General features: G+C 38.6%; 32 protein-coding genes and 1 tRNA gene. 26 read left to right on the top strand and 7 right to left on the bottom strand.

Annotation, left to right across the window (positions count from 1 at the left end):
- Window positions 1–10: 10 nt before the first annotated feature.
- Both M3204_RS16920 and M3204_RS23990 read left to right on the top strand, forming a co-directional pair.
- The gene (locus M3204_RS16920) at window positions 11–580 is read left to right on the top strand and encodes an MEDS domain-containing protein (RefSeq protein ID WP_251484459.1); all 570 of its coding nucleotides are present in this window, start codon (window positions 11–13) and stop codon (window positions 578–580) included.
- On the top strand, window positions 540–1,025 hold the full coding sequence (locus M3204_RS23990; protein WP_435367732.1) for a DUF3977 family protein: 486 nt from the start codon (window positions 540–542) through the stop codon (window positions 1,023–1,025). Before M3204_RS16920 ends, M3204_RS23990 begins: the two co-directional genes overlap by 41 nt.
- A gap of 115 nt (window positions 1,026–1,140) precedes the next feature.
- On the opposite strand, the gene M3204_RS16910 is transcribed toward M3204_RS23990, so the two are convergent.
- Window positions 1,141–1,590: a hypothetical protein gene (locus M3204_RS16910; RefSeq protein WP_251484456.1), complete on the bottom strand. Its 450-nt coding sequence runs from the start codon at window positions 1,588–1,590 to the stop codon at window positions 1,141–1,143.
- A gap of 144 nt (window positions 1,591–1,734) precedes the next feature.
- On the opposite strand from M3204_RS16910, the gene M3204_RS16905 reads away from it, so the two are divergent.
- The 6 genes from M3204_RS16905 to M3204_RS16880 all read left to right on the top strand — a co-directional run bounded on the left by M3204_RS16905 (window position 1,735) and on the right by M3204_RS16880 (window position 5,576).
- Window positions 1,735–2,226, top strand: coding sequence for a GNAT family N-acetyltransferase (locus M3204_RS16905; RefSeq protein ID WP_251484453.1), 492 nt, complete (start codon window positions 1,735–1,737; stop codon window positions 2,224–2,226).
- Between the two features lie 392 nt (window positions 2,227–2,618).
- On the top strand, window positions 2,619–3,740 hold the full coding sequence (tnpB, locus tag M3204_RS16900) for an IS200/IS605 family element RNA-guided endonuclease TnpB (protein ID WP_251484450.1): 1,122 nt from the start codon (window positions 2,619–2,621) through the stop codon (window positions 3,738–3,740).
- Between the two features lie 101 nt (window positions 3,741–3,841).
- Entirely contained in the window at window positions 3,842–4,168 is a 327-nt protein-coding gene (locus tag M3204_RS16895) for a DUF2500 domain-containing protein (RefSeq protein ID WP_251484724.1), read from the top strand.
- 114 nt (window positions 4,169–4,282) lie between these two features.
- The gene (locus M3204_RS16890) at window positions 4,283–4,606 is read left to right on the top strand and encodes a hypothetical protein (RefSeq protein WP_251484434.1); all 324 of its coding nucleotides are present in this window, start codon (window positions 4,283–4,285) and stop codon (window positions 4,604–4,606) included.
- A 45-nt stretch (window positions 4,607–4,651) separates the two neighbouring features.
- Window positions 4,652–5,134: a hypothetical protein gene (locus tag M3204_RS16885; protein ID WP_251484430.1), complete on the top strand. Its 483-nt coding sequence runs from the start codon at window positions 4,652–4,654 to the stop codon at window positions 5,132–5,134.
- Between the two features lie 4 nt (window positions 5,135–5,138).
- A complete protein-coding gene (locus M3204_RS16880; protein WP_251484428.1) occupies window positions 5,139–5,576 on the top strand; it encodes a hypothetical protein in 438 nt (145 codons plus the stop codon).
- Between the two features lie 30 nt (window positions 5,577–5,606).
- On the opposite strand, the gene M3204_RS16875 is transcribed toward M3204_RS16880, so the two are convergent.
- Window positions 5,607–6,068, bottom strand: a complete 462-nt coding sequence (locus M3204_RS16875; protein ID WP_251484425.1) for a lipoprotein — start codon at window positions 6,066–6,068, stop codon at window positions 5,607–5,609.
- Between the two features lie 116 nt (window positions 6,069–6,184).
- Between M3204_RS16875 and M3204_RS16870 the strand changes: the two genes are divergently transcribed.
- The 7 genes from M3204_RS16870 (at window position 6,185) to M3204_RS16840 (ending at window position 10,229) form a co-directional block, all read left to right on the top strand.
- Window positions 6,185–6,589, top strand: coding sequence for a VOC family protein (locus M3204_RS16870; RefSeq protein WP_251484411.1), 405 nt, complete (start codon window positions 6,185–6,187; stop codon window positions 6,587–6,589).
- Entirely contained in the window at window positions 6,586–7,146 is a 561-nt protein-coding gene (locus tag M3204_RS16865) for an AAA family ATPase (RefSeq protein WP_251484407.1), read from the top strand. Before M3204_RS16870 ends, M3204_RS16865 begins: the two co-directional genes overlap by 4 nt.
- A 19-nt stretch (window positions 7,147–7,165) precedes the next feature.
- Window positions 7,166–7,747 (top strand): DUF899 family protein, encoded by a 582-nt coding sequence (locus M3204_RS16860; protein ID WP_251484403.1) that lies wholly within the window; start codon window positions 7,166–7,168, stop codon window positions 7,745–7,747.
- A complete protein-coding gene (locus tag M3204_RS16855; RefSeq protein ID WP_251484401.1) occupies window positions 7,737–8,495 on the top strand; it encodes a phosphotransferase in 759 nt (252 codons plus the stop codon). The genes M3204_RS16860 and M3204_RS16855 overlap by 11 nt, the downstream gene beginning before the upstream one ends.
- Window positions 8,496–8,507: 12 nt before the next feature.
- On the top strand, window positions 8,508–8,954 hold the full coding sequence (locus tag M3204_RS16850) for a GyrI-like domain-containing protein (RefSeq protein WP_251484399.1): 447 nt from the start codon (window positions 8,508–8,510) through the stop codon (window positions 8,952–8,954).
- 106 nt (window positions 8,955–9,060) lie between these two features.
- Window positions 9,061–9,801, top strand: a complete 741-nt coding sequence (locus M3204_RS16845) for a class I SAM-dependent DNA methyltransferase (protein WP_251484398.1) — start codon at window positions 9,061–9,063, stop codon at window positions 9,799–9,801.
- Between the two features lie 59 nt (window positions 9,802–9,860).
- Window positions 9,861–10,229 carry a GNAT family N-acetyltransferase gene (locus tag M3204_RS16840; RefSeq protein ID WP_251484396.1) on the top strand — a complete coding sequence of 123 codons (369 nt, stop codon included), beginning with the start codon at window positions 9,861–9,863 and terminating at the stop codon, window positions 10,227–10,229.
- 770 nt (window positions 10,230–10,999) lie between these two features.
- Here M3204_RS16840 and M3204_RS16835 read toward each other — a convergent pair.
- Window positions 11,000–11,908, bottom strand: coding sequence for a nuclease-related domain-containing protein (locus M3204_RS16835; protein WP_251484394.1), 909 nt, complete (start codon window positions 11,906–11,908; stop codon window positions 11,000–11,002).
- Between the two features lie 144 nt (window positions 11,909–12,052).
- Here M3204_RS16835 and M3204_RS16830 point away from each other — a divergent pair, with 144 nt between their 5' ends.
- Window positions 12,053–12,268 (top strand): hypothetical protein, encoded by a 216-nt coding sequence (locus M3204_RS16830; RefSeq protein ID WP_251484392.1) that lies wholly within the window; start codon window positions 12,053–12,055, stop codon window positions 12,266–12,268.
- Between the two features lie 107 nt (window positions 12,269–12,375).
- On the opposite strand, the gene M3204_RS16825 is transcribed toward M3204_RS16830, so the two are convergent.
- Complete coding sequence (locus tag M3204_RS16825; protein WP_251484390.1) at window positions 12,376–12,582, bottom strand: hypothetical protein; 207 nt, start codon at window positions 12,580–12,582, stop codon at window positions 12,376–12,378.
- 273 nt (window positions 12,583–12,855) lie between these two features.
- Here M3204_RS16825 and M3204_RS16820 point away from each other — a divergent pair, with 273 nt between their 5' ends.
- Complete coding sequence (locus tag M3204_RS16820) at window positions 12,856–13,374, top strand: AAA family ATPase (RefSeq protein WP_251484388.1); 519 nt, start codon at window positions 12,856–12,858, stop codon at window positions 13,372–13,374.
- Window positions 13,375–13,424: 50 nt separating this feature from the next.
- Here M3204_RS16820 and M3204_RS16815 read toward each other — a convergent pair whose 3' ends face one another.
- Window positions 13,425–13,856, bottom strand: coding sequence for a DUF2621 domain-containing protein (locus M3204_RS16815; protein WP_251484386.1), 432 nt, complete (start codon window positions 13,854–13,856; stop codon window positions 13,425–13,427).
- Window positions 13,857–13,995: 139 nt separating this feature from the next.
- Between M3204_RS16815 and M3204_RS16810 the strand changes: the two genes are divergently transcribed.
- From M3204_RS16810 to M3204_RS16795, 4 genes are all read left to right on the top strand, one after another.
- Window positions 13,996–14,092: transfer RNA gene (locus M3204_RS16810), tRNA-Sec, on the top strand.
- A gap of 332 nt (window positions 14,093–14,424) precedes the next feature.
- Window positions 14,425–14,895 (top strand): hypothetical protein, encoded by a 471-nt coding sequence (locus M3204_RS16805; protein WP_251484383.1) that lies wholly within the window; start codon window positions 14,425–14,427, stop codon window positions 14,893–14,895.
- Between the two features lie 84 nt (window positions 14,896–14,979).
- Complete coding sequence (locus M3204_RS16800) at window positions 14,980–15,351, top strand: hypothetical protein (protein ID WP_251484379.1); 372 nt, start codon at window positions 14,980–14,982, stop codon at window positions 15,349–15,351.
- A 986-nt stretch (window positions 15,352–16,337) separates the two neighbouring features.
- On the top strand, window positions 16,338–16,778 hold the full coding sequence (locus M3204_RS16795) for a DUF6376 family protein (RefSeq protein ID WP_251484377.1): 441 nt from the start codon (window positions 16,338–16,340) through the stop codon (window positions 16,776–16,778).
- Between the two features lie 334 nt (window positions 16,779–17,112).
- On the opposite strand, the gene M3204_RS16790 is transcribed toward M3204_RS16795, so the two are convergent.
- Complete coding sequence (locus M3204_RS16790; protein ID WP_251484373.1) at window positions 17,113–18,039, bottom strand: LCP family protein; 927 nt, start codon at window positions 18,037–18,039, stop codon at window positions 17,113–17,115.
- 348 nt (window positions 18,040–18,387) lie between these two features.
- Between M3204_RS16790 and M3204_RS16785 the strand changes: the two genes are divergently transcribed.
- Both M3204_RS16785 and M3204_RS16780 read left to right on the top strand, forming a co-directional pair.
- Window positions 18,388–18,693, top strand: a complete 306-nt coding sequence (locus tag M3204_RS16785) for a DUF3817 domain-containing protein (protein ID WP_251484358.1) — start codon at window positions 18,388–18,390, stop codon at window positions 18,691–18,693.
- A gap of 3 nt (window positions 18,694–18,696) precedes the next feature.
- Window positions 18,697–18,963 (top strand): DUF1450 domain-containing protein, encoded by a 267-nt coding sequence (locus tag M3204_RS16780; RefSeq protein WP_251484356.1) that lies wholly within the window; start codon window positions 18,697–18,699, stop codon window positions 18,961–18,963.
- 37 nt (window positions 18,964–19,000) lie between these two features.
- Here the strand turns inward: M3204_RS16780 and M3204_RS16775 are convergent, their stop codons facing one another.
- Complete coding sequence (locus tag M3204_RS16775; RefSeq protein WP_251484353.1) at window positions 19,001–19,963, bottom strand: M20/M25/M40 family metallo-hydrolase; 963 nt, start codon at window positions 19,961–19,963, stop codon at window positions 19,001–19,003.
- Between the two features lie 137 nt (window positions 19,964–20,100).
- Between M3204_RS16775 and M3204_RS16770 the strand changes: the two genes are divergently transcribed.
- The 3 genes from M3204_RS16770 to M3204_RS16760 all read left to right on the top strand — a co-directional run bounded on the left by M3204_RS16770 (window position 20,101) and on the right by M3204_RS16760 (window position 22,138).
- Window positions 20,101–20,454: a hypothetical protein gene (locus M3204_RS16770; protein WP_251484350.1), complete on the top strand. Its 354-nt coding sequence runs from the start codon at window positions 20,101–20,103 to the stop codon at window positions 20,452–20,454.
- Window positions 20,455–20,589: 135 nt separating this feature from the next.
- Window positions 20,590–21,102, top strand: coding sequence for a cell wall hydrolase (locus tag M3204_RS16765; RefSeq protein WP_285857014.1), 513 nt, complete (start codon window positions 20,590–20,592; stop codon window positions 21,100–21,102).
- 256 nt (window positions 21,103–21,358) lie between these two features.
- Window positions 21,359–22,138, top strand: coding sequence for an SGNH/GDSL hydrolase family protein (locus M3204_RS16760; RefSeq protein WP_251484347.1), 780 nt, complete (start codon window positions 21,359–21,361; stop codon window positions 22,136–22,138).
- Window positions 22,139–22,144 lie beyond the last annotated feature (6 nt).

Raw genomic sequence — 22,144 nt, 5'->3', positions numbered from 1 at the left:
ATAGATATTTATGGACAACTTCTTGGCGAGACTAGTAAATGATTTAAAAGAGGCGAAACAGGGACACATTTACTATCATTATAATGATATAGATAAATACCTGCAAAACGCAATAACATTTATTGTAACTGTAATTAAACACGGTTACCATGTAATGCTCGTAGATAATGACCGCAATATTCTCTACATACAGGAGAACCTTAAGAAACAATTAACAGAAGAACAATTAAAAAATCTTCATATAATAAACAATTTCGATTTTTACTATTCCAATGGGGATTTCCATGCAGAGACGATTTTTAGTTATTTTAAAACAAATATCGAACCACTTTTAAACTTGAATGTATCAATTTGTACTTGGGGATTAATCGAGTGGTCTGATGAAAATGATATTACCAGTAATATAGAGCAGTACGAAAAAGACTTAGACTCTTTCGTCAACGAAAAAGGACTTATTTCTGTTTGTGCCTATGACGGAAACCGCACGTCTCAACGTTTAAAAGATATCTTGATGCGCTGCCATAGAATTATGTTGACAGATGATCAATACATATATTTGGATGACCATAAAGCAATTTAATAAAAATATTAATATTACAGCTGCCAAATTGGCGGCTGTTTTTTTGCTTGAAAAGCATAAAGCTGTATATTTAAGCAGGAATTCTCTTCCATTCTTTAGAATATGTGTAAGGATAAAAATAGAACTGGATAACCATGTAAATGAAAGATTGAATCTTGATAACCAATGTAATCAAGCAATTACAATAAAGTTTAAAGGGGCGGCCTTGTTGAAATATATTGAATTTGGCGTAGGGAATACTTGGTTAGTCCGAACAGAATTCGAATGTGATGATGGACATGAATTCGAAGTGAAGGGTGTAAGTGGAACGATTAATTTCCACTCAATTTATTTTAGAATTTGGATTGGAAAAACCGTCTTCATAATCGATTCAAAGGATGGTTTTAAGCGGGTAAGAAAAAGCTCTCGAAAGCTTAAATTGATTATGGGTATAGTCAGTAGATAGAACACTTTGTTATGGTCTGAAAATAATGGTTGTCCCAAAAAGAAATTTTAAAATCTTCAGACCAGTCAAATCTGAAGATTATATTGCAGGACTCATTAATATATCCTGCCATTAGTTAGTCCCGGCTGTTGTAAAGTAAATCTGATGTTAAAAAAACACCTGCTGGCGGTAAGGTTCCAGTGTAAATTGCCGGACCTGTAAGTACGGTGTCAGTCGTGGCGATCCAATTTCCATACTCACCGGCCTGTAAGGATGGTGGTTTCATCATAAACCGACCACTTAAAATTAAATGCCTGATTTTAATGGCTGCATCATCAAAGATGGATAGCTTACCAGTAAAAGAAGCATATGGTGAATCAAAATTTAATTGCTTTGTGTTTTCATTCCAGGATCCCTGAATCGGTATTGGTGTTCCGCGGAAATTTGCTGTTCCTATTACTGTATTACCTGAAATTGAGTTGATTGTAAGTATCCCTCTGACCATAGGTCTCCCGGCTATTTCAGCATCTAGTCCCCATCGAGAAGGGAAGAGTAAGCTGATTGAGGTGTTATTTGGTGTTTGCAAGACAATCTCTCCTTTTATCCACTTTTTAAAAGATTGGAATATCCCTTTTTAAGTTAATGGCCTAATAAGAAGTATATGCAGCATATTACTGATTGGGGAATAGAGGTTAAACTTTATACTTTAATAAGAAAGCGGCGATCCTAAATGTCAATTGTCGAAAAAGAAACCGTCTCATTACAGTTTTACAGTCCAGAATATAAAGGTTTATTAGAGAATTACAGTTTATTAAATGAACAGAAAAGGTACACTGCATTTCCATTGGATGCCTTGCAAAAATGCGAAACAGAACCTGATCGCCATCCTGTTGTGATTCTTTACGGTGCTTACCCTGCAGGATTCTTTGTTCTCCATGGCTGGGAGGGTGTAAAGGAATTTAGCGATAATGAAAATGCGATTCTTTTAAGAGCGTATTCGATCAATTCGACATTCCAAGGAAAAGGAATCGCAACGGATTCAATGAGGTTATTGCCGTTGTTTATAAAAGAGAATTTTCAACAAAAAAATGAAATCATCTTAGCTGTAAACCATGCGAATTTGATTGCCCAAAAGGTATATAAAAAGGGCGGATTTATTGATAAAGGGATAAGGGCAATGGGAAGAGAAGGGGAAATGCTGATCCTTCATATGGATTTATAGGTTTAATTAAAGAAAAGAATATTGAGAAAATGGCATTTAGTAATTTTCCATGGATGGGCAGATCCTAATAATGTAGATGTTGAACTTTTGGATACTGTTGACACTGAAAAAGCAAATTAAATATTTCGAATCTTTTCTGGTGTTCTACGTAAACATTAATAAGATTTCTAATGATTATTTCAACAGTAATTTGTTACTCTGAGGGGAAGGGATATTATGGTTGAAGCTCTGGGAGACTTTATCATTTCCTGAAATTCTTCTCCGACCTCAAGGAATGTGAAGAGCGTAGCCCAATGAGTAGGTGGAAGATAAATGTCGGTTGGCATTAGCCAAAACAGACCCTGCTATAGTATAATGGGAACATACATTCCCAGTGTGTGAGGTGTGTGGTAATGCGAGTCAAAAAGGCATTCAGGTTTCGCATCTATCCTACAAAAAAGCAGGAGATCCTCATTGCCAAGACCATCGGGAGCAGCCGTTACGTATTCAATCATTTCCTGGAACAATGGAACAACACATACAGGGAGACCGGGAAAGGACTAACCTACAATACCTGTTCTGCTGGTCTGACACAGTTAAAGAAAGATTTGACGTGGTTAAAAGAAGTGGACAGCATCGCCCTCCAATCCTCACTGAAGAACCTGGCTGACTCATTTGCAAGATTCTTCAAGAAGCAGAACAAAGCACCACGGTTCAAATCCAAAAGAAACAAAGTGCAGTCCTACACAACCAGACAGACAAACGGGAATATCGCCCTTGCTGGAAACAAGATCAAACTGCCCAAACTTGGCCTTGTCCGGTTCGCCAACAGCCGCGCGGTAGAAGGACGCATCCTTAATGTGACGGTCAGACGGAATCCAAGCGGAAAGTATTTCGTCGCCATCCTTGTAGAAACTGAAGTGAAGTCCTTTGAAAAGACAGGTTCTTCCATTGGTGTTGACGTTGGACTGAAAGACTTTGCCATCCTGTCGAATGGGACGATTTTCAGGAATCCTAAATTTTTCCGTACGATGGAGAAGAAATTAGCGGATGCCCAGCGTATCCTTTCCAGGCGTGTGAAAGGTTCTTCCAATTGGGACAAGCAGCGCATTAAAGTGGCAAGGATCCATGAAAGCATCACAAACGCACGGACAGATTACCTGCAGAAAATCTCCACTGAGATCATCAAAAACCACGATGTGATCGGTATCGAGGATCTGCAGGTAGCGAATATGCTGAAGGATGGCAAGCTAGCCAAAGCCATCAGTGAAGCATCATGGTCACGGTTCCGTGCGATGCTAGAATACAAAGCAAAATGGTATGGCAAAAAAGTGATTCCTGTAAGCAAGACATTCGCCAGTTCCCAGCTATGTTCGTGCTGCGGATACCAAAACAAAGACGTCAAGGACCTGAGCCTCCGGCAGTGGGATTGCCCAACTTGCGGCACCCAGCATGACAGGGATCTGAACGCAGGACAAAATCTGAAAAATGAAGCGATAAGACTTCTAACCGTAGGGACTACGGGGTTAGCCTAATCAATTAGGAGCCGATAGGCTTCCGTACTTAGGAATCTCCCACTTCAAAAACACCCGTAAGGGTGTAAAGTGGTGAGTAGTTCAAGTTTACGGCTGTACCAATATTTATCGGCATCATTTTTTTCTTCGTAATCGGTCTGATTATTTTTCCGATCATTAAAGGAATTTCAATATGGAGCAATAATAACCAGCAGCCAAGGGTGAATGCCCAGGCAAAGGTAGTGACAAAAAGAACGAGTGTGCATGGCGGGGGCGAAACAAATGCACACAACAGCTATTTTGTTACCTTTGAATTTGACAGTGGTGACAGGCTTGAATTGCAGGTCAAAGGCCAGGAGTATGGACAGTTGGTAGAAGGGGATAATGGAGAACTGCAATTCCAGGGGACGAGGTATTTGGGCTACACCCGCTATCGGAATTATATTTAAGATAATTAAATGAATGGGGGAGTTGCACAAGCAGCTCTTTTTTATTTGGAAATTTTAATGGTGAAGGTTTTTTAAGGCAATACTAAATAAAAAAAGGAGAAAGAAGGTGAGATCTTGCCACGGAAGACAGCAGCAAATAATGGGGAATTAGAGAGTGACATTCAGGAAGGGCAATCGGTTCCGGATATTAAAAGGGATGAAATAGAAAATCTGAATCGGTTATTAGGGGCTGTTCTGAATTATTTATCTGATGATGAAGTTGAGGTAATCGATATTGAGTATTTATTAAATAACACTGAGGGGTTGCAAGAGTGGTGGGATCAATATCGCGAGAGGAACAGGAAACAGATCGAAGAGGAAATAAAAAAATCACTTGGAGACCTTTCCATTGAGGAGCTAGAAAGCTTGCGTGAAAAGATCAAGGGGATAGATAAGTAATATAGACGATTATGTATCAGAAAAAACTAGTAAAAGGGTATGCACATGATTGGACTAATAGTCTCAGTAATCATTTTCAATCTAATAGCATTCAAAACGAATAAACGGCTGACACCTAGCCAGATTGTGCAAATTTGGACGTTCACCATTGCGTTTCAATTGTTGTTTGATTTAATTGTGGAGTTCAAGTACCACAGCTATTGGTACTTTGACCAAGGTGTCGACTGGATTGGTTTGGTACCTAGAACAATCCTAATTCCGCCGGTGAATATCATATTTTTAAATTGGTATCCGTTTGAAAACAGTGTACTCAAACGGATTACATACTTCGTTGCTTTTGTCATTTTCATTTTATTATATGAACTCGCCGTGTTACTCCCTGAACCTTGGGGCTATTTTCATTACGGTTCGTGGAAAATAGAGTATTCTGCAATTGTTAATCCTATTATCCTCTATTGCTTGTTAAAATTTTATAATTGGATTCGCTGGCTTGAAACTAAAGCTGCACCTGAGAAACAAGGTGGTTAATAGTATGTATTGGGCACCATATCTTGCTTTAGCAGTTAATCTTCTTATTATTTGGTTTATGCCAAAGCGCCTGACAAACAAAGAAATTTATATAACTTGGTCTGTAATTGCATTAGTTAATTTAAGTACAGATGTAACTTTAAGTTTATATTTTAAATTATATGAGCTGGCTGGACCTGGAGTACAGCTTGGGGTTCATTTTATCGAAATCACACTTGGAGCATCGTTCGGAATTATTTTTCTTAATTTCATGCCAAAACAACTGCGCCCATTTTTGCTCTACCTGGCAGCTTGGGTAGTCTTATCCATGTTATTTGAACTGCTAATGGTCAAAGTCAAGTTTCTTAACTATATATCATGGGAGCCTTGGTATTCAGTACTGTATTATATTGCAGCATTATTTTTTATGAGATGGCATTTAAAATTCATTAGAGGAAAATGAGGTACTTCTCAAGCAGAAGCACCTCATTTTTTAATTTGTAAGGAATGAATGCAATAGGATTTGATCGTCTTTAAGGATGAATTCAAAATGATACTCTGCGGGCATTTCTGCATAACCCACAGTAATGATGTCATTCTCCAAATTATGAAATCGGTATTCCAGCTTGCTGAAGTTAATCGTTTGGAGGAAGTCCTGGATGTATCCATCTTCGAATTGAAAGGAGCTTGTATCTTTATTGATGGTGACATTTGAATCGGCAATGGATTCGAGGTACTCGTAATCCTTTTCAGCCATGGCGGCAAATGCTTTCAACGAGAGATTCATTGTTTCCCTGAGCTGGTCTGCATTTAGAGGCGGTCTTTCGTCCAGTTTATCTTGGAGTAATGTGTTTTCTTTGACTAGCAATTCCATTTTCGGATCGACTGAATCCTGGTCAGAAGTACAGCCTGCAAGCATAAATAATGCAGATAAGGTTATTAAAATCTTTTTCATCTCGTCATCCACCTTCCATTAATTGGATTTTATCATTTTTAAATGGAAATTAATAGATAGATAGGAGGGGAAGGAAGGGGAAAAGGAGAATTTAATTTTAGAAAGGTGTGGAAGCGATGAAAAATCAACTCTTAAGGGTAGGGACAATTTACATCCCTGTACAGGACCCAGCACGATCTTCCGAGTGGTATTCAGACAAGCTCAGAGCCAAATTAAAATACCTGGATGAAGACAAAGCGATTCTGGACTTAACCGACATAAGCTTGTTTTTAGTTAAGTCTATAAATCAGAGCTCGAATTTTTTTGATTCAAACGGTAATGAGCGATTTGTCCTTACATATGAGGTGGATGGCTTGGAGGCCCTCCTTTCGATTCATAAAGATTTTAAAGAGCGAGGAATCAAAGTCGAGGAAATCGAGAACAGAGGGCATGCAGGGCGGAACTTTGTGTTTTACGATTTGGACGGCAATCAATTCGATGTATGGAGTGAGTTGAGCAGGAATTTTAAGGAGGAATTATGAAGTTTGTTTTGATTTTTGGCCCACAGGCTGTCGGTAAAATGACGGTCGGGCATGAGCTGGAAAAAATAACGGATTTAAAGCTGTTCCATAATCATATGACAATTGATCTTGTAAATCCGTTTTTTGATTATGGCACGAAGGAAGGGAAGCGGCTGGTTTCTCTGTTTCGCCAGGAAATCTTTGAGGCCATGGCAAAAAGTGATCAATACGTATTGATTTTCACGTATGTCTGGGCGTTTGATCTGAAGGAAGACTGGGATTACGTTGAAAAGGTCAGCCGGATTTTCGAATCAGAGGGGGGAACGGTGTATTTTGTGGAGCTAGAAGCAGATATCGAAGAAAGGTTGCAGCGGAACATAAGTCCCCATCGTCTTGAACATAAGCCGACCAAAAGGAATCTGGAATGGTCGGAAAGGGACTTAGTGATGTCCATGGAACAGTACAGGTTGAATTCTTTTGACGGTGAGATTCAGAGGGAGAACTATATGAAAATTACTAACACCAATTTGAGCGCGGCTGAGGTTGCAAAGCGCGTTAAAGATCATTTTAATTTGTGATGAAAAGGGGAGAGTTCACTTGGTTTCTATTAAACAATTAGAACAGGAAATAGAGAATAAAGAGCAGGAACTAATGCGGGTAAAACAAGAATTGGCCGCGTTACGAAAACAGCATCCTGCTTTTATCGTTGAAGATTATTCACTCACTACAACAGAAGGCGAAATGGTCCAATTAAGTAAGCTGTTTGGGGAGAAGCAGGAATTGATCGTGATACATAATATGGGTAAATCCTGTTCTTACTGTACTCTTTGGGCGGATGGATTCAACGGATTCACGGAGCATCTTGAAAATAGGGCAGCATTTGTCTTGACCAGTCCGGATGATTATCAAACTCTTTCGGAGTTCTCAAAGAATAGAGGCTGGACATTCAAAAGTGTTTCTACTAAGGGTACGACTTTTAAAGAGGATCTCGGTTTTAAAGATGAAAAAGGCTTATGGCCCGGAGTCTCCATTTTACTTAAAGAAGAGGATGGAACAATTAAGCATTTTACAAAGGCTGCTTTTGGGCCTGGTGATGATTACTGCAGTATTTGGTCATTGTTTGAATTGTTGCCTGAAGGAACGGACACCTGGGTGCCCCAAAAAAGATATGAGGATTAGTCAGAATTTGCTTCAGGATATAGTTGGAGAGCTTATCACGCTAGAAAAACTGCCTGAACAAGGGTGGACATCGGAAGTAAGCCGGATTGTTACCAAAAACGGTACATACCTGATAAAGAGTGCTTTTAAGGAAAAGTATCGAGACTGGCTAAGGGCGGAAGCGAAAGTGTTAATGAGCCTGGCGGATGGAAGAGAGATACCAGTTCCTGCATATAAGGGTTTTATTGAGGAAGACGAGACAAGCCACTTAATTATGTCTTTCGAAAAAGGAATCACCTTAACCGCAGCATTAAGGGAAGCCATGCATCTTTCCGATAAAGAAAGGCTGGTCCGCAGTTTTGGCTGCTTTATTCAAAAGCTCCATGAACAAGAGCCTGTTTCCAATAGGGAAGGTGACTGGCTGGACACACAGCTTAACAAAGCTCAGTTATATGCTGAGAAAGGACAATCAGAGGGCAGCCTGGAATTATTGGAACAGCTGAAATCCTGTAATCCTCAGGTTGTAAAACAAACCATGATTCATGGCGATTATACAACAGATAATGTCCTGGTGATTGATGGTGAAGTTCAAATGTTTATCGATGTTGCTGGAATGACTGTAGGTGATCCGCGATATGATGAAGCATTGGCAATTCGAAAGTTCAGACACCATCCTGAATTGTTGGCTGCGTTTTATAAAGGGTATACTCGCTACCGGGTTTCGCAGGAGGAAATTCAATATTTTGAAGGTTTATATGAGTTCTTTTAGGAGGGTTATAAGATGTGCCAAATTGTCACGAAGGAATTTAAAGTTGTCGGATTGAAAAATAAAGGACTATTTGAAGACTATGCAGAACTAGTGCCTCGGGCTGCACATCATTTTTTACAGAATGCAAATCGCATTCAGCACAATACAGGAATAGAAGTGACGGTATACGAACCAAAAGCGAACGAGAGTCATGCAGAGGGAACCTTTTATGTAGGCTTATTAGTGAATGAACAGATGGATACCTTGCCAGAGGGAATGGAGTACCTTCATTTTCAACATTCGTATGCAATGATAAAAGGAAAGGGTAATCAAATAAGCAGCTTGTATTCGACGTTGGATCGGTGGATTGAAGACGAGGGGTATGAACGGGATACGCCAAAGCATTACATTGTTGAAGTGTATCATCCTCTCGGGAATGATGTAGAGGATATAGAAATACATATTCCGGTAAAGAATTAGGGGCAACGTTGATACGTTGTCTTTTTTTGTAAAAATAGTTATTTTATTAAAATGTATGTTAAAATATTGAAGATTTGCGATTCTTTAACTGTTGGAGGGGATAGGGATGGAGCTCAGAGGTGCGTCAGCTTATGATGAAGGCGAATTTTTCGAGAATTACATGAAGCGGAGAAACCGCCCGGATAGCCCAAATAATATCATCGAAAAACCTATTTTGCTGGAGTTGCTCGGTAGTGTGGATGGGAAAAGGATTTTGGATTTAGGCTGCGGTGATGCTGCGATTGGAGTTGAGCTTCTAAAGCAAGGAGGAACTTCTTATCTTGGCTTGGAGGGTTCGGAGAATATGGCGCGTGTAGCAGCTGGAAATCTGGAAGGTAAGGCCGGACAAGTCCAGCAATCTTCGATGGAAGAGTGGGTACCGCAACCAGAGCAATATGATTTAGTGATCTCCCGTTTTGCTTTACATTACCTAGCCGATTTAGCGAGCGTTTTTAAGAAGGTGCACCACTCATTAGCACCAGGCGGAAACTTTGTTTTTAGCGTGCAGCATCCCGTACTGACTTCATCTGCCAAAAGTGCAGAAGGTTCCGGCAGGAGGACGGATTGGATTGTCGATGATTATTTTAATCATGGAGAACGAGCTGAACCTTGGATCGGTAAAAAGGTGATCAAATTTCATCGAACAGTAGAGGAGTATTTCCAGCTCCTATTGCATGCTGGTTTCAGGGTGGATGACCTGCGAGAAGGTACCCCGAAAGCCGAAAACTTCAACAGCCAAGAGGAATATGAGCGGCGGATGAGAATTCCTCTGGTTCTGATGTTTGCATGTACGAAGGCAGGAGAATGAGAGGATGGAAATTGCTTTAGCGGAGCAAAAGGACCTTAAGGATATTCTTAAGGTACTAAATGGCGCGGCCTTGGCTTTACATGAACCAGATGGAATTTTTGTATGTCATTATAGTAGACAAACAGGTAATTGGAACATTTGGGATTAAAGATATTGATTGTTTAAATGAATACTTGGTTGAGCCCAGCAGCAAATATTTATATCAAATAGCTATTGTACCGGAGTACCAGGGTAAGGGGTACGGACCGGCGATTACATCCTGGGCTCGTGAATATGCGAAGGGTCTGGGTAAACCATTGTATCTGGATTGCTGGGCAGGGAATCCGAAGTTAAAAAGCTTTTACCAGGAGAATGGCTTTGATTATGTCGGCGATTTTCCTGAAGAGGATTATTACATCAGTATTTTCAGATGTGCTCCGGAAAGGTGATTAGGTAGGGAGTCGTTATTAGAGACGAATTTTGCCTCATTACTATAGGGAATACCGTATAAAGTTTACAAAATAGACGTATTTCATTTAATCCAGCTTTACAATGCTATGTTAAATTAAAGATGTAAGGGAACTCTTGAAATAAGGAGTGTTGACGATGATCTACAAAGTCATCATTAATTTCTTATTGGTATGTACCCACTTCTATCTGCTTTAACGAACATTAAAAAAGCTTTAACATTTTCCGGCAATAATCTTAATATTTATCTATTAATATAATACTAGGCAGGATAGCAGGTGTGGCTATCAGGGCAATCGGCGAAGGTGGGGCTGGTTGCTTTTTTTTCATATTTATTGGACAAAACGGAGCTAGGAAACGAGAGGAATGTCCGATAGAAGGTCTCTAACGGACAAACCGAGGCAGGAGTACGAGAAAAATGTCCGATAGAAGGTCTCTAACGGACAAACCGGAGCTATGACAAGGAAATAGTGTCCGATAGAAGGTCTCTAACGGACAAACTGGAGCTATGACAAGGAAATAGTGTCCGATAGAAGTTCCCTACCGGACAAACCGAGGCAGGAATACGAGAAAAATGTCCGATAGAAGGTCTCTAACGGACAAACCGCAGCTATGACAAGGAAATAGTGTCCGATAGAAGGTCTCTAGTGGACAAACTGGATCGAGGTTACGAGAAAAAATTAATTAAAAAGAGGTATATCTATATACAAGATGAAAGTTGTTAGGTCTTTATACAAACCATCAAATACTTTTATTTATAACTAGTCCATTTTCTTGAACCTTCTATCTCAAGATGTTTTACCAGTATTCTTCTAATCCTTTTACTGTTCTTAATCACTACACACCATTCATAAATTGCCTGAGTTGTGACTTTTCTTTCCGGAAATAGAATTATAAACTCACGGACATTCCGCATAACAGCTGTTTCTACAACCTCTTTACTCCCACAGGCGTTACAATCTAAATACTTATGTGTAACCGTCACCGAAAAAGAATCGCATTCATTGCAGGTGATTCCTTTCTTTAGTTGATTGTAGTCAAATTGAGGCGATTTATTGAAGGACGAATCTGTCTGATGCAGTTCTACGAGTTTGGATGCCAGTTTTTTATGACCAGTGTTTATTTTCCCTTGCTGTGAATTGAGTTCGTTGAAGAGTCTTTTAAGTTGTGTGGGAAAAATGAAGGGGAGATCTGGTGGTGTTTGGTAAAGGGTGAATTCGGGGTTGTTGAATACAACATAAGCTTTAAATGGGAGGTTATAGCCAATTTTACTAAGTAGTTTTTTGAAAAGAATTTTGCTGCGGTTCAGTTGGTCGAGGGGATTTTTGATTACTGTATCCTTGGTGATTGATGTCAGACCGTCTGCTTTGTAAATGTAATCTCCTGAGTTATGCTTTATTTCGAAAACATACATGGTTTCGGCGAAGATAATCAACGTATCGATCTGGAACGTAGTTTTTTCTACTTCAAACAATAGTTCGTTTAAAATGAGACAACTAGTTGTAAGTTTCTCTGTCAGCAGGTCAAATTGGACCTCTCCTTTATATCCTTTGTCCAATGAATGGAAATACCTGTTTTCTTCCTCCGTGAGTTTCATTCTTTTTTTCAGGATTCTTAGTTTCGTCAGAACGATAGGTTCAATTCTCTCTTTAAAAGCCATTCTTAACATCCTTTCTATAAAATCTACCAGTCAATGTTAATCATACTATTTTCTCAAATCAAAAATAATGAACTTTTAACGAATATTGGCGGGTCTCAGCAATACAATGATAAAACCACTTATTTTCAGACAGGAGGAGAAGGGATGTCATTGAAGCACTCTGCAATTTTGCTGAAAGCCTTTGGTCTTGCTATTTTCCTTGTGCCGCTGTTTATGAAGGGGATGGGTTATCTCGCGGCGATTTCTCATGGGATTGTCATTGTGTTGATGATCATCGGGGTGATTTTGCTGATTATCGGGAATGTGTTTGAAGCGAAGGCGATGCGAGCGGATGCAGCTGCGGAAAAGGGTAAAAACTAGTTTCAGCTGCTGAAACTTGTTTTTTACAAAGAACGAAACGAACCAGTACAACAGGTAGCCTGCAAGAGTGAAGATTGCCCAAAGTGCACCAAGCTTTAATTGCGCTGCTAAAACTTTGAATTCATTTGTATCCACTGGTTGCCGATACTGTTAATCAAACTAATCATCGGTACAGAAATAGTTAAAAGGATGGCAATCATAAACATTGTCATTCTTCTTTTTTTAATTACGGAGATAATTGCTGTGGTAAAAATCAATAAGATAAATAAGTAGTATCCAACCCAAAGCCAAGCCGAAAGTGTTTCCCAATACATATTTCTACCTCCCAAAGTTATTCTATCATTTTTACGCAGGAAAGTTTCTAGAATGTGGTAAAATTGGATTTGAGGTGATTTCGTGATCGTTAACAGTCTATGGCTAGCAATCATATTAGGAATTACTGCTTTAACGGGAATCGGGCATGGATTAATACTAGAATCATCATGAAAGATTTGGCTGTAATTAAAGCAAGTTTAGGGATCAACGATGAAAGAAAACCATCAGTATTTGATAATGATCTTGATAAAGATTGAACAGGGTGGAAGACAGTGACAAGAATACATATAATCGGTGGACCCGGCAGCGGGAAATCATACCTTGCAAATAAACTATCAAAAATGCTAAAAGTGACTAAGTACGACCTGGACAACATCTTTTGGGACAATGAGTCGGAATACTTTGGTTCCCAGACTCCTGCCGTGAAAAGAGCAGAAATCCTCAGGAATGTTTTAGTTCAGGAAAAATGGATTATCGAAGGTGTCTATTACAGCTGGTTGGAAGAGAGTTTCCGCCAAGCCGATTATATATTTGTGCTTAAAACAAATGTTTATGTCCGCGACTGGAGAATCGTGAAGAGGTTCATCTTAAGAAAAGTAAAACTGGCTTCCTCTACAAGAAAAGAGAATCTTAAGACCCTTGTCGATTTGCTTAAATGGAACCATAGCTATGACGGCAACAACCTGGTCGAAGCAGTAAAACTAATGAAACCATACAAAGATAAAGTCATCATCCTGACTAAGAATGATGACGTTTTCAGGCTTTTTAAGAAACGGAAAAGAAAGAAGTAAGTCTTAAAGAGGGAAAGAGTAAATAAAAAACTGCCTGTTCAAAGGCAGTTTTAAAATAAACTCTCAAATGGTCTCGTACTGATTTGTAATTCAGAAAGCTTTTTTCGTAAAAATTTATGGTCACGCTTTGGAGTTGCCAGGATATAACCGCGGATGACAAGTTCCTGGGTGATCTTGTCCGCTTTTTCCTTCAGCGCAAGCTCGCCGATTTTTCCGGCTATTTTATGTCTCGCCACATCCCTGAACAATTCAGGAACCGGGCTGACAAGATCCTCAAGCAATGACTTCTGGTCATCCGGCCATAAATGCAGCGTCTCTTTCACATAATACTCTTCCCAGTCCATATCCGATTTCCCATCATTCTTCGGAAGCTTTTTCAAAAACTTGCGGAACATGAAAAATCCACCGATCGCGAATAATCCAACCAGAACAACGACCCAAAATAAAATAAACCACAAAAACCAACCTTCAAGCTGATACATGAACCTTCACCCACACTATTCTAATATCTTTCCTTATTATAGTATCAGCCATCAAGGGAAGACAAGTCTTGTGACAATTTGAGTAACTCTCTTGTAAAATAGACAGCTTGTAAGTATAATAGACCTTGTTCTTCAATACGGGGCTGAATGGGGTACTGGTGTCCTCCACGGTCTTCAAAACCGCTTGTGACCTGCGTGCCAGGTTAGCTGGGTTCGATTCCCAGGCGGTCCCGCCAATATACATAGTTAAACCACACAGGTGAGTAGTCATTTGTGTGGTTTTTTTATTGATAACTCCAAAAAAATCTAAAAAATACACGTGCCAGTGTTTCTTATACATATTCACAGTGGCTTTCCATTACCAATGGAAGTAATAATCCTGGGAATTTGTACGTACCAAATGGGTCTTCTGGAAACGAAATTGGGTGAGCCTTCTGGGTATATGATGATTTAGCGAGGACTGAAGGGAGACTTGATGATTATAAGGCTCCTGGCACTTCAACAATTGTCTGGTATTCAGGTTCTACTCTAAAAGCTCAATATAGTCATGGTGGCAAAATAACTCTTAATGACAGGTCCGCTAATAGCCCATACTGCTATTCATGAATTAGGTCATAATTATATGTATAACCTCTATGGTGGAAACTATCCGCCAACTGATTGTTCTTCTGGCCATTGGAATGACGGAGAGTCAGAGCCAGGTTGTGCGTGGAGTGAAGGCTGGGGACATTTTCTAGCCCTTTATATGAATAATAGTCCTGTATATACTTACACTGATGGATCAACCTGGAATGCAGAAAACACTACCGGCTACCCTACAGGAGATGATTGTGAGGGAAGAGTAGCAGGTGCACTATGGGATGTGTATGATAATGTTAATGATGGTTATGATACGTATACCTATTCTTTCAGTTCTATTTATAAAGCAATGTATTATACTGTAAATGATACCCTTAAAGGCTGGTGGAATGATTGGGTTGCTAACGGTTATTCCTCTTATGCCAAGAATTGCTTAAGACAAAATTCTATTATTTATTAAGTCTTGGAATGCTGACTAAATACGATTCTTCGTTTCGTCAGCATTTTGCATAGGTTAGAATGTTGCAAAGAGGGGTGAAAAGCAATGAAGAAACACCGATATCTTATTTCGCTCATTATTTTTATGTTTCCCTTTCTCGTTTCATGCAATGTGCCCAAAATAGTTGACCAGGATTATAATAAAGTGATCCTTTACAAAATAAGCAATAATAAAAGTGAAATAGTTTCTGAACTAAAAGATAAAAAGAAAATAGAAAAGTTATCTGATTTAATAAATGATAGTGAAAGAAAAGATGCAAAGAAAATAGCTTTTGAAAAAGGGCCGGATGGCATACTTGTGTTTGAAAAGAAGGATAAAAAACTTGAATTGAATATTTTTACCGATACGGGTGACATTTTAACTGAAGAGTACTACTTGACTTGTAATATTGATTTGGCAAAATACTTTGATTTCTAATTATGGTAATAACCCTGAATAAGAGATTCAACTCTTTTCCCTAATGAAAAAGGCAGCAAATTTAGCTGCCTTTTTCATTACCTTAATTCCGTTTAAACTCTTTAAAAGTCAACTGGGACAGTTTATTTGCTACCTTTACTATCATCATTTAAGTTTTTAACAACAGTTATTTTTTGGTTTAATCCCAGGTCTATTACTAACTTGGGGATTTATTATTCCATCCATATAATCAACGTATTTAGCGTCACCTAGAGGATATATACCTCCGAACTACAGTATAGAAAGCTGTGGGTCAATTTATTATTTAAGTGCTTTTGGTGCCATGCTTGGTGCCCAAATTTTTAAAATTAGAAATCACAAGGAAACATCAGAAAGTAAGAAACCTTGATTTATCAGTATTTCTGCGTATATGAAGGTACTAGAATTACAGATGCTAGCAAACTTCAAAACCGCTTGTGACCTGCGTGCCAGGTTAGCTGGGTTCGATTCCCAGGCGGTCCCGCCAATAAAAATTAGTATTATCAACGGTTTGAACAGTTTTTGTACTGTTATTTGTATCGTGATATGTTTTGATAAAGTAATAATTGTTTTTTCGGAAAATCACATAATCCTAGTGTGACCGAGTGTCGGTATACTATAAATCCACTAATTTCTGTAAAAGAAGGGTGGATTTTTTTATACAATCTCTTACTGAGGTTTTTTATTTTTCCAATGGGGTATTAACATAAGAGACATAAAAGGATGGGGGATTTTCATTTATCATGAAAGTACTTTTGATTTTGGCAGTAATTGCTGTTGCATACATAGCATATAAGAAATTTGTAAAACAAAGATAGAAGGTTCAGCTCCTGCAAAGGGGCTTTTTCTTTTAGGATGAATTTTAGGATAAAAACGATGTTTATTTATAATTATTTTGAGAACTGAAACCTTTCTTGATTTTGCTTCGTATGACATATGGAAAGCAATTTAAGGAAGGAGGTCCGGGTATGAAAAAATTACATTTGCTTTTTATAATTGCAGTCTCAATGATTCTAAGCGCATGTTCATTTCTAGGTGAAGTTAATGAATCAATTGATTATGTAAATCAAGCTACTGACCATATAAATAGATTGAATGGTTTTGCAGAAGAAGCTCCTCAATTGATCGAGAGTGCTGCCAATGATTTAGAGAGACAGAAAGAACTCGAAACTAAATTGGTAACTCTTAAGCAAGATATAGAGGACTTTATTAAAATTAAGGATGTCCCTTCCATAGCAAAAGACATACATCAAGAATTAGTTGTAAAAAATGAGCTATTACTTGCTGAGATAAATGAAGTGTTACAAAACGGACATTTGGCATTGGATAAGTTAGAAAACTCACAAATATTTAATACGGTTAATGAAGTAACAAATTTATTAAATAGAATAGAAAATCTAGGACAATAAAAAGGAGCCTATAAATGAAGGGAACCAAAAGTTAGACACTTATTTTAGCGATGGTGTTGGACATGAGTTTGATATTCTACTGGACTCATGTCCTTTTACTTTTGTTTCGTTCTCTTATTGTTGTAGTAACCGATATAGTCGTTTAGTTACTTTATTAAATACTCAATATTGTCGAATTCCTGGAAGTAGAGAAGCTCTGTCTTTAGGATATCAAAAAAGTTCTTCCCTGGCGGTCTCGCCAACTACACATACTAAACCGCACGGTGAATTCACTCGTGCGGTTTTTTGTGATTTAAATAAGGTTTATGCTTTCATTGGCATCAAAGCATAGGTTTTAACTATCTAAAAACTCATTAAGTGTTCTTCTATTCTCATCCAAGTCGACTTCTAGAACTTCACCTATGTCTTCATAACGTTCATTTGTAAAGCTGCCATCTTCAGGGATTCTTAAAGTCTGGATATCCTGGGTTTTGTTTGTCAAAAGGTCTTTTCCGATTGTTAAAAGTGTGGAGGTGTCGATATCTGTATCGACATATGTATTTAAAAGCTTCAACAATTCAGGGAGTTTCCCTACACTTTCTATACTTACAGCTTCGTCTTTCAATTTTGTAATCACTTCTTGCTGCCTTTGTACCCGTCCGAAGTCACTTAAACGGTCCTGGCGGAAGCGGACATATCCTAACAGTTCTTCACCATGCAGCTGCTGCTGACCTTTCTCTAATGTCATTCCTATACCATCAGACATCTCGTATGGTATATCTACTTGTATTCCATTGGGAGCGAGGATATCTACTGCTTTTTGGAATCCTTTAAAATCAACAATGGCATAGTGGTGAATATTTAGTCCGAGATTCAACTTAATGGTTTTCCTTAATAATTCTGGGCCTCCATAAGTATAGGCAGCATTTAATTTTTGCTGTCCATGTTCAGGGATCGAGACGTACATATCACGCATTAGTGAAATTAACATTACCTTATTGGTTTTTGGATTATAATGTGCAACCATGATCGTGTCTGTCCGAGATTGTTTTTCTCCTCGAGTGTCACTTCCAAGTAAAAGGACATTGATTGAATCAATTTTATTCTTCTCTCCCTGAAACGAGTGTTTTGCTTCTACATTTTTAAGTGGCTTGTTAAATGCTTTTATACCGTTTTCTATGTACTGAACTGTATTGAAAAGCCCGACCAAAAAGATTCCTATTAGTAGAAGGGCGCTAAATACTCTCCTCCATCTTATTCTTTTCCTTTTTTTACTTGTCAAAATTTGCACCACCTAGACTGAAAAAATGAGCATAACTAGTAATTTTTAATAGATTTCAATGTATAACTTGAAGTAGCCATTATCCCATAATCAGATTTCATTCCTTGGAATATTATGTTACAGTTGTTTGAAATTCTCTTAACAATCTTTCTCTTTATTTGAGCCAAAATGATAGATTCCCTGAAACCATTCGTTTTTTCTCTCCGAGTCAAAGTGGAGAGGGCTGCCTATACATATTCACCACTCAGGGAATTCTCAAACCTGAGTTTTATTATAGTAAAGATTTATGTGTTTATAGAGATCCACTTTCAATGTTATAATTCTTTATGTTGAAAAGAGGTGTAACATATGCGTAAAACAACGATTGGCAAATTTCGCACGATGGGTTTAATAGAGGGTGCGTCATTGTTAATTCTATTATTCATTGCAATGCCGCTTAAGTATTGGGCAGGGATTCCCGAGGCTGTGCGTCTAGTGAGTTCTTTGCATGGTTTGTTTTTCATTTTGTATGTGCTCATGATTGTATATACTACGTATAAAGTTAGATGGTCGTTTATTTGGGTGGTCAGTGCGTTCGCAGTGGCGTTTATACCTTTTGGCAACATCATTTTGGATCGTTTTTTACAACGGACTTATTCGGTAAAGGAAGTTTAATTCATGAATATGATTCAAAAGCTTTTCTCCAAAAAGAAGAAAGCGAAAATCGAATTCTGCCAGCGGAATCTTGAGCAGTTTTTACAGGAAGAGAATTATGCTTCTTATAATGAATTTTTGAGCCGCAAGAATGTGACGTATAAGGAATATGAATGCCAGAGCAGGTGCAAGGAATGCCGCATGTCTCCATATGCAGTGGTGAATGGGGAATATGTGACGGCTGAGGATTCTGGTGTATTGCTGAAGAAAATGGCTGAATATATAGAATAAAACCGCTCATGGATGACTCCAGAGCGGTTTCTTTGTATTATTTTGATGTGCTAGTTTTACCGAAAAACTTCAATAACTCTGAGAGGACCTGGCTGTAGCTGGTCAGGCGTTCCTGGATTCGGCCAGGATAGGCAGTTTCTATGAAGGCGAGTGTGTCATTCTTAGTGTGCCAAACACCGCCGTACTCTTCAGTCTGTTCATAGCCATCCAAGTCGCCAATTTCCCAGTTCGTAGATTCAAAGTAAGCGAAGGGAATTCCCAGTTTGTTAAAGGGTGCGTGGTCGCTCCAATCACCTGTTGTTCCTGCTGGATAATCCGGGTGAAGGCCAGGATTCATGCCGATATCAAGTTTCTTCTTTTCAGCGATGTTCAAAGCTTGTTCACGGATGAAGCCTGCCTCACCAGCACTGCCGTGTACATACATTTTGTCACCGACTGCAAGGCTGTCGAGGTTGATCATTCCGATTGTATTTTTAACTTCTTCTTCTGACATTTGACTTGCATAATGATTTGATCCGTTCAATCCGCCTTCCTCAGCGCCAAAAGCGATGAAGACGATCGAGTATGGAGTTGAAACCTTTTTCAGCACCTCAGCGACTTCGAGCATCACGCCAACGCCAGATGCGTTATCATCAGCACCTTTGCCGGCAGCGACTGAATCATAATGGGCGCCAACAATGATTTGTTTATCGGATTTTCCTTGTTTGTATGCAATCACATTTGCAGATTCAAAAGTTGTTCCTCTTCTTGTAAAATGAAACTCCTGAATGGATGGGGTATATCCCATTTGCTCAAATTGCTGTTCGATATAAACTTTTGCCAAACTTTCTCCTTCAGTTCCGTATACACGGCTTCCAATTTCCTCAGATAGATACTTAGTATGTTCGTATGCCATAGTTCCTGTCTTATGTACTAAAGATGGTGAATAGGCAGAAGCACTTGCTGCAGTTGAGATTAATAGAACGAAAATGGTCACCATAGTCCAAATAGATTTTTTCATAGTAATGTCCTCCTTTTATATAAAAATTCAACAACATGTATAATTATAAATATAGATTAGTAGTTTTAAAACAGACTATTGTCCTGGATTTGTATTAAAACTCCTAATTAAAACATATTTTGTTTTAAGGGAGGCGAGTGGATTTGAACTTCGAAATGCAAAAAGCAAACCTGCTGGCGGAAAATATCAAGGCTTTTGCCGATTTTGTTCAAAAATGTCATAACCAGAAAACGGGTTTGATTTTAAATCATGATAAATTGTATCAAGTCAAACTATGGGTGGAGGAGTACAAATTTCAATCGCTGGCTGATGAACTTTTGAGGATCAATATGTTTGATTGGAATGAAAAATACACGCTTTTGCTGGTAGGCCGCTTTTGGAAGGGGTTGTGTATCATTGATGAATTTGTGAAACACAACTATGCAGAGTTATTCATCTTAACTGCGAGAATTCACACGTTGAAGAGTTTAAGTGCTCTTTTTATTAAATAATAATAATTACAGTTTTTACCCTTGTTGGCATTACTTTAGAATCCTGCCAGTGATTAACTAGTGTGTTCTGCTTGTAAACCTGTTAGCCTATTATAGGGCCTGTTGCTTACTAATAAAATAAACAGGAGGTTTACATTGAAAAAAATAATCTTGTTAGTCACTACCGCACTTTTACTAATTGGTTCTTATACAGTTTTTGCAGAAACAACGAAAACGAATCAGACTGTTGATACTTTAAAAACGAAAAAAGTTGATGACAATACGAAGGAATCTTCTTTGACTGATAAACGATTTATAAAGGAAGAAGAAGTGAAGCTGCTTGCTCGCCTGGTCCACGCGGAAGCGAAAGGTGAGCCATATGAAGGAAAAGTAGCGGTGGCAGAAGTTGTGCTTAACCGCGTCGAGCATGAGCAATTCCCAGACACTGTAAAAGAAGTCATTTATCAAAAAAATGCATTTGAACCAGTCCAAAATGGAGCAATTCAAGAGCCCGCAGATCCAGAAGCAATTGAAGCAGTGGAAGATGCACTGGAAAATGAAAATAATGTAGATTGTCTATATTTTTTTAACCCTGATACAGCAACAAGTGATTGGATTTTCACTCGTGATGTAGTCAAAACAATTGGGAATCACTCATTTGCTATCTAAAAAGCGCGAACAGCATTGCAGCTGCGCGCTTTTTTGCGTTTAAGAAGGTTCGGATTTGATTTTATAGCGAAAAAATGAAATTTATAGCGAAAATCAACTTTTTATTGCGAAAATCACTTTTTTATAGCGAATTGGAAATTATGAACGAAAATTCCCAATTTCGATTACAGCACATTGTCATAGTATTATCATTTTTATTAACCGGAAAATTATTATAAAATAAAGCTTACCAATTAGTGGAACAGGGAGTGGTCAGGTGAGGAAGTATTCTGTTCAAATGACGCTGATTTTTTCAGTGCTTTCATTTTTATTGATGATGTTCGGTCTCGGTTGGACGATTCAGAATCAATTTTTCAGTAATGGTGCTGCTGAAGTCATTGAAAAAGCGAAGCCTGAGAAAGAGGCATCCAAGAAAGATGGTAAAGTGGTCGTTGCCTTGGGGGATTCACTGACCCGAGGGACCGGGGATGATAGCGGAAAAGGGTATATTGGATATTTGGTTGATGAGCTTGAGGAGAAATCTAAAGAAAAAATCACTCTGCACAACTTCGGAGTCAAAGGGTACCGTTCGAATCAACTTTTAAATCAAGTTAAACAAAGTGAGATCCAAAGACAAATTAAGAATGCTGACTACATACTAATTACGATTGGCGGAAACGATCTCTTTCAAAGTGGACAGGCATTTGTTGACATGGATGAAAAAAAGATTACTCAAGCTAGAGAGAGCTATTTGAAAAATCTGCAGGCTGTTTTGGTGGAACTTAGATCATTAAACGATCATGCTGCCATCTTCCATATCGGTTTGTATAATCCGTTCATTGATTTGAATGATTCTGAGCAGACAACGAAAATCGTCCGCGACTGGAATTACGAAACAAACAAGCTGCTCGATCAGCAGAAGCAGGCGATTTATGTGCCTACTTTCGATTTATTCCAGCTGAGTGTGAATGACTATTTATACACAGATAAATTCCACCCGAATGCGGAAGGCTACAGGCTTATCGCGGAACGGGTTGCATCTTTGATCACATGGTAAGGGGGG

The organism is Mesobacillus subterraneus, from assembly GCF_023715485.1.
Classification (GTDB): Bacteria; Bacillota; Bacilli; order Bacillales; family Cytobacillaceae; genus Mesobacillus; species Mesobacillus subterraneus_B.
This window is presented reverse-complemented; position numbering and strand designations above follow the sequence as displayed.

What these genes read in the sequence shown, in the direction of transcription:
- M3204_RS16780 (WP_251484356.1), top strand. Translation starts at nt 18,697, where the DNA reads ATGAATATGATTCAAAAGCTTTTCTCCAAAAAGAAGAAAGCGAAAATC.
- M3204_RS16830 (WP_251484392.1), top strand. Translation starts at nt 12,053, where the DNA reads ATGTCATTGAAGCACTCTGCAATTTTGCTGAAAGCCTTTGGTCTTGCT.
- M3204_RS16905 (WP_251484453.1), top strand. Translation starts at nt 1,735, where the DNA reads ATGTCAATTGTCGAAAAAGAAACCGTCTCATTACAGTTTTACAGTCCA.
- M3204_RS16855 (WP_251484401.1), top strand. Translation starts at nt 7,737, where the DNA reads ATGAGGATTAGTCAGAATTTGCTTCAGGATATAGTTGGAGAGCTTATC.
- M3204_RS16795 (WP_251484377.1), top strand. Translation starts at nt 16,338, where the DNA reads ATGAAAAAATTACATTTGCTTTTTATAATTGCAGTCTCAATGATTCTA.
- M3204_RS16865 (WP_251484407.1), top strand. Translation starts at nt 6,586, where the DNA reads ATGAAGTTTGTTTTGATTTTTGGCCCACAGGCTGTCGGTAAAATGACG.
- M3204_RS16825 (WP_251484390.1), bottom strand. Translation starts at nt 12,582, where the DNA reads ATGTATTGGGAAACACTTTCGGCTTGGCTTTGGGTTGGATACTACTTA.
- M3204_RS16800 (WP_251484379.1), top strand. Translation starts at nt 14,980, where the DNA reads ATGAAGAAACACCGATATCTTATTTCGCTCATTATTTTTATGTTTCCC.
- M3204_RS16835 (WP_251484394.1), bottom strand. Translation starts at nt 11,908, where the DNA reads ATGGCTTTTAAAGAGAGAATTGAACCTATCGTTCTGACGAAACTAAGA.
- M3204_RS16870 (WP_251484411.1), top strand. Translation starts at nt 6,185, where the DNA reads ATGAAAAATCAACTCTTAAGGGTAGGGACAATTTACATCCCTGTACAG.
- M3204_RS16845 (WP_251484398.1), top strand. Translation starts at nt 9,061, where the DNA reads ATGGAGCTCAGAGGTGCGTCAGCTTATGATGAAGGCGAATTTTTCGAG.
- M3204_RS16805 (WP_251484383.1), top strand. Translation starts at nt 14,425, where the DNA reads ATGACAGGTCCGCTAATAGCCCATACTGCTATTCATGAATTAGGTCAT.
- M3204_RS23990 (WP_435367732.1), top strand. Translation starts at nt 540, where the DNA reads ATGATCAATACATATATTTGGATGACCATAAAGCAATTTAATAAAAAT.
- M3204_RS16775 (WP_251484353.1), bottom strand. Translation starts at nt 19,963, where the DNA reads ATGAAAAAATCTATTTGGACTATGGTGACCATTTTCGTTCTATTAATC.
- tnpB (WP_251484450.1), top strand. Translation starts at nt 2,619, where the DNA reads ATGCGAGTCAAAAAGGCATTCAGGTTTCGCATCTATCCTACAAAAAAG.
- M3204_RS16875 (WP_251484425.1), bottom strand. Translation starts at nt 6,068, where the DNA reads ATGAAAAAGATTTTAATAACCTTATCTGCATTATTTATGCTTGCAGGC.
- M3204_RS16785 (WP_251484358.1), top strand. Translation starts at nt 18,388, where the DNA reads ATGCGTAAAACAACGATTGGCAAATTTCGCACGATGGGTTTAATAGAG.
- M3204_RS16920 (WP_251484459.1), top strand. Translation starts at nt 11, where the DNA reads ATGGACAACTTCTTGGCGAGACTAGTAAATGATTTAAAAGAGGCGAAA.
- M3204_RS16840 (WP_251484396.1), top strand. Translation starts at nt 9,861, where the DNA reads ATGGCGCGGCCTTGGCTTTACATGAACCAGATGGAATTTTTGTATGTC.
- M3204_RS16885 (WP_251484430.1), top strand. Translation starts at nt 4,652, where the DNA reads ATGATTGGACTAATAGTCTCAGTAATCATTTTCAATCTAATAGCATTC.
- M3204_RS16880 (WP_251484428.1), top strand. Translation starts at nt 5,139, where the DNA reads ATGTATTGGGCACCATATCTTGCTTTAGCAGTTAATCTTCTTATTATT.
- M3204_RS16815 (WP_251484386.1), bottom strand. Translation starts at nt 13,856, where the DNA reads ATGTATCAGCTTGAAGGTTGGTTTTTGTGGTTTATTTTATTTTGGGTC.
- M3204_RS16850 (WP_251484399.1), top strand. Translation starts at nt 8,508, where the DNA reads ATGTGCCAAATTGTCACGAAGGAATTTAAAGTTGTCGGATTGAAAAAT.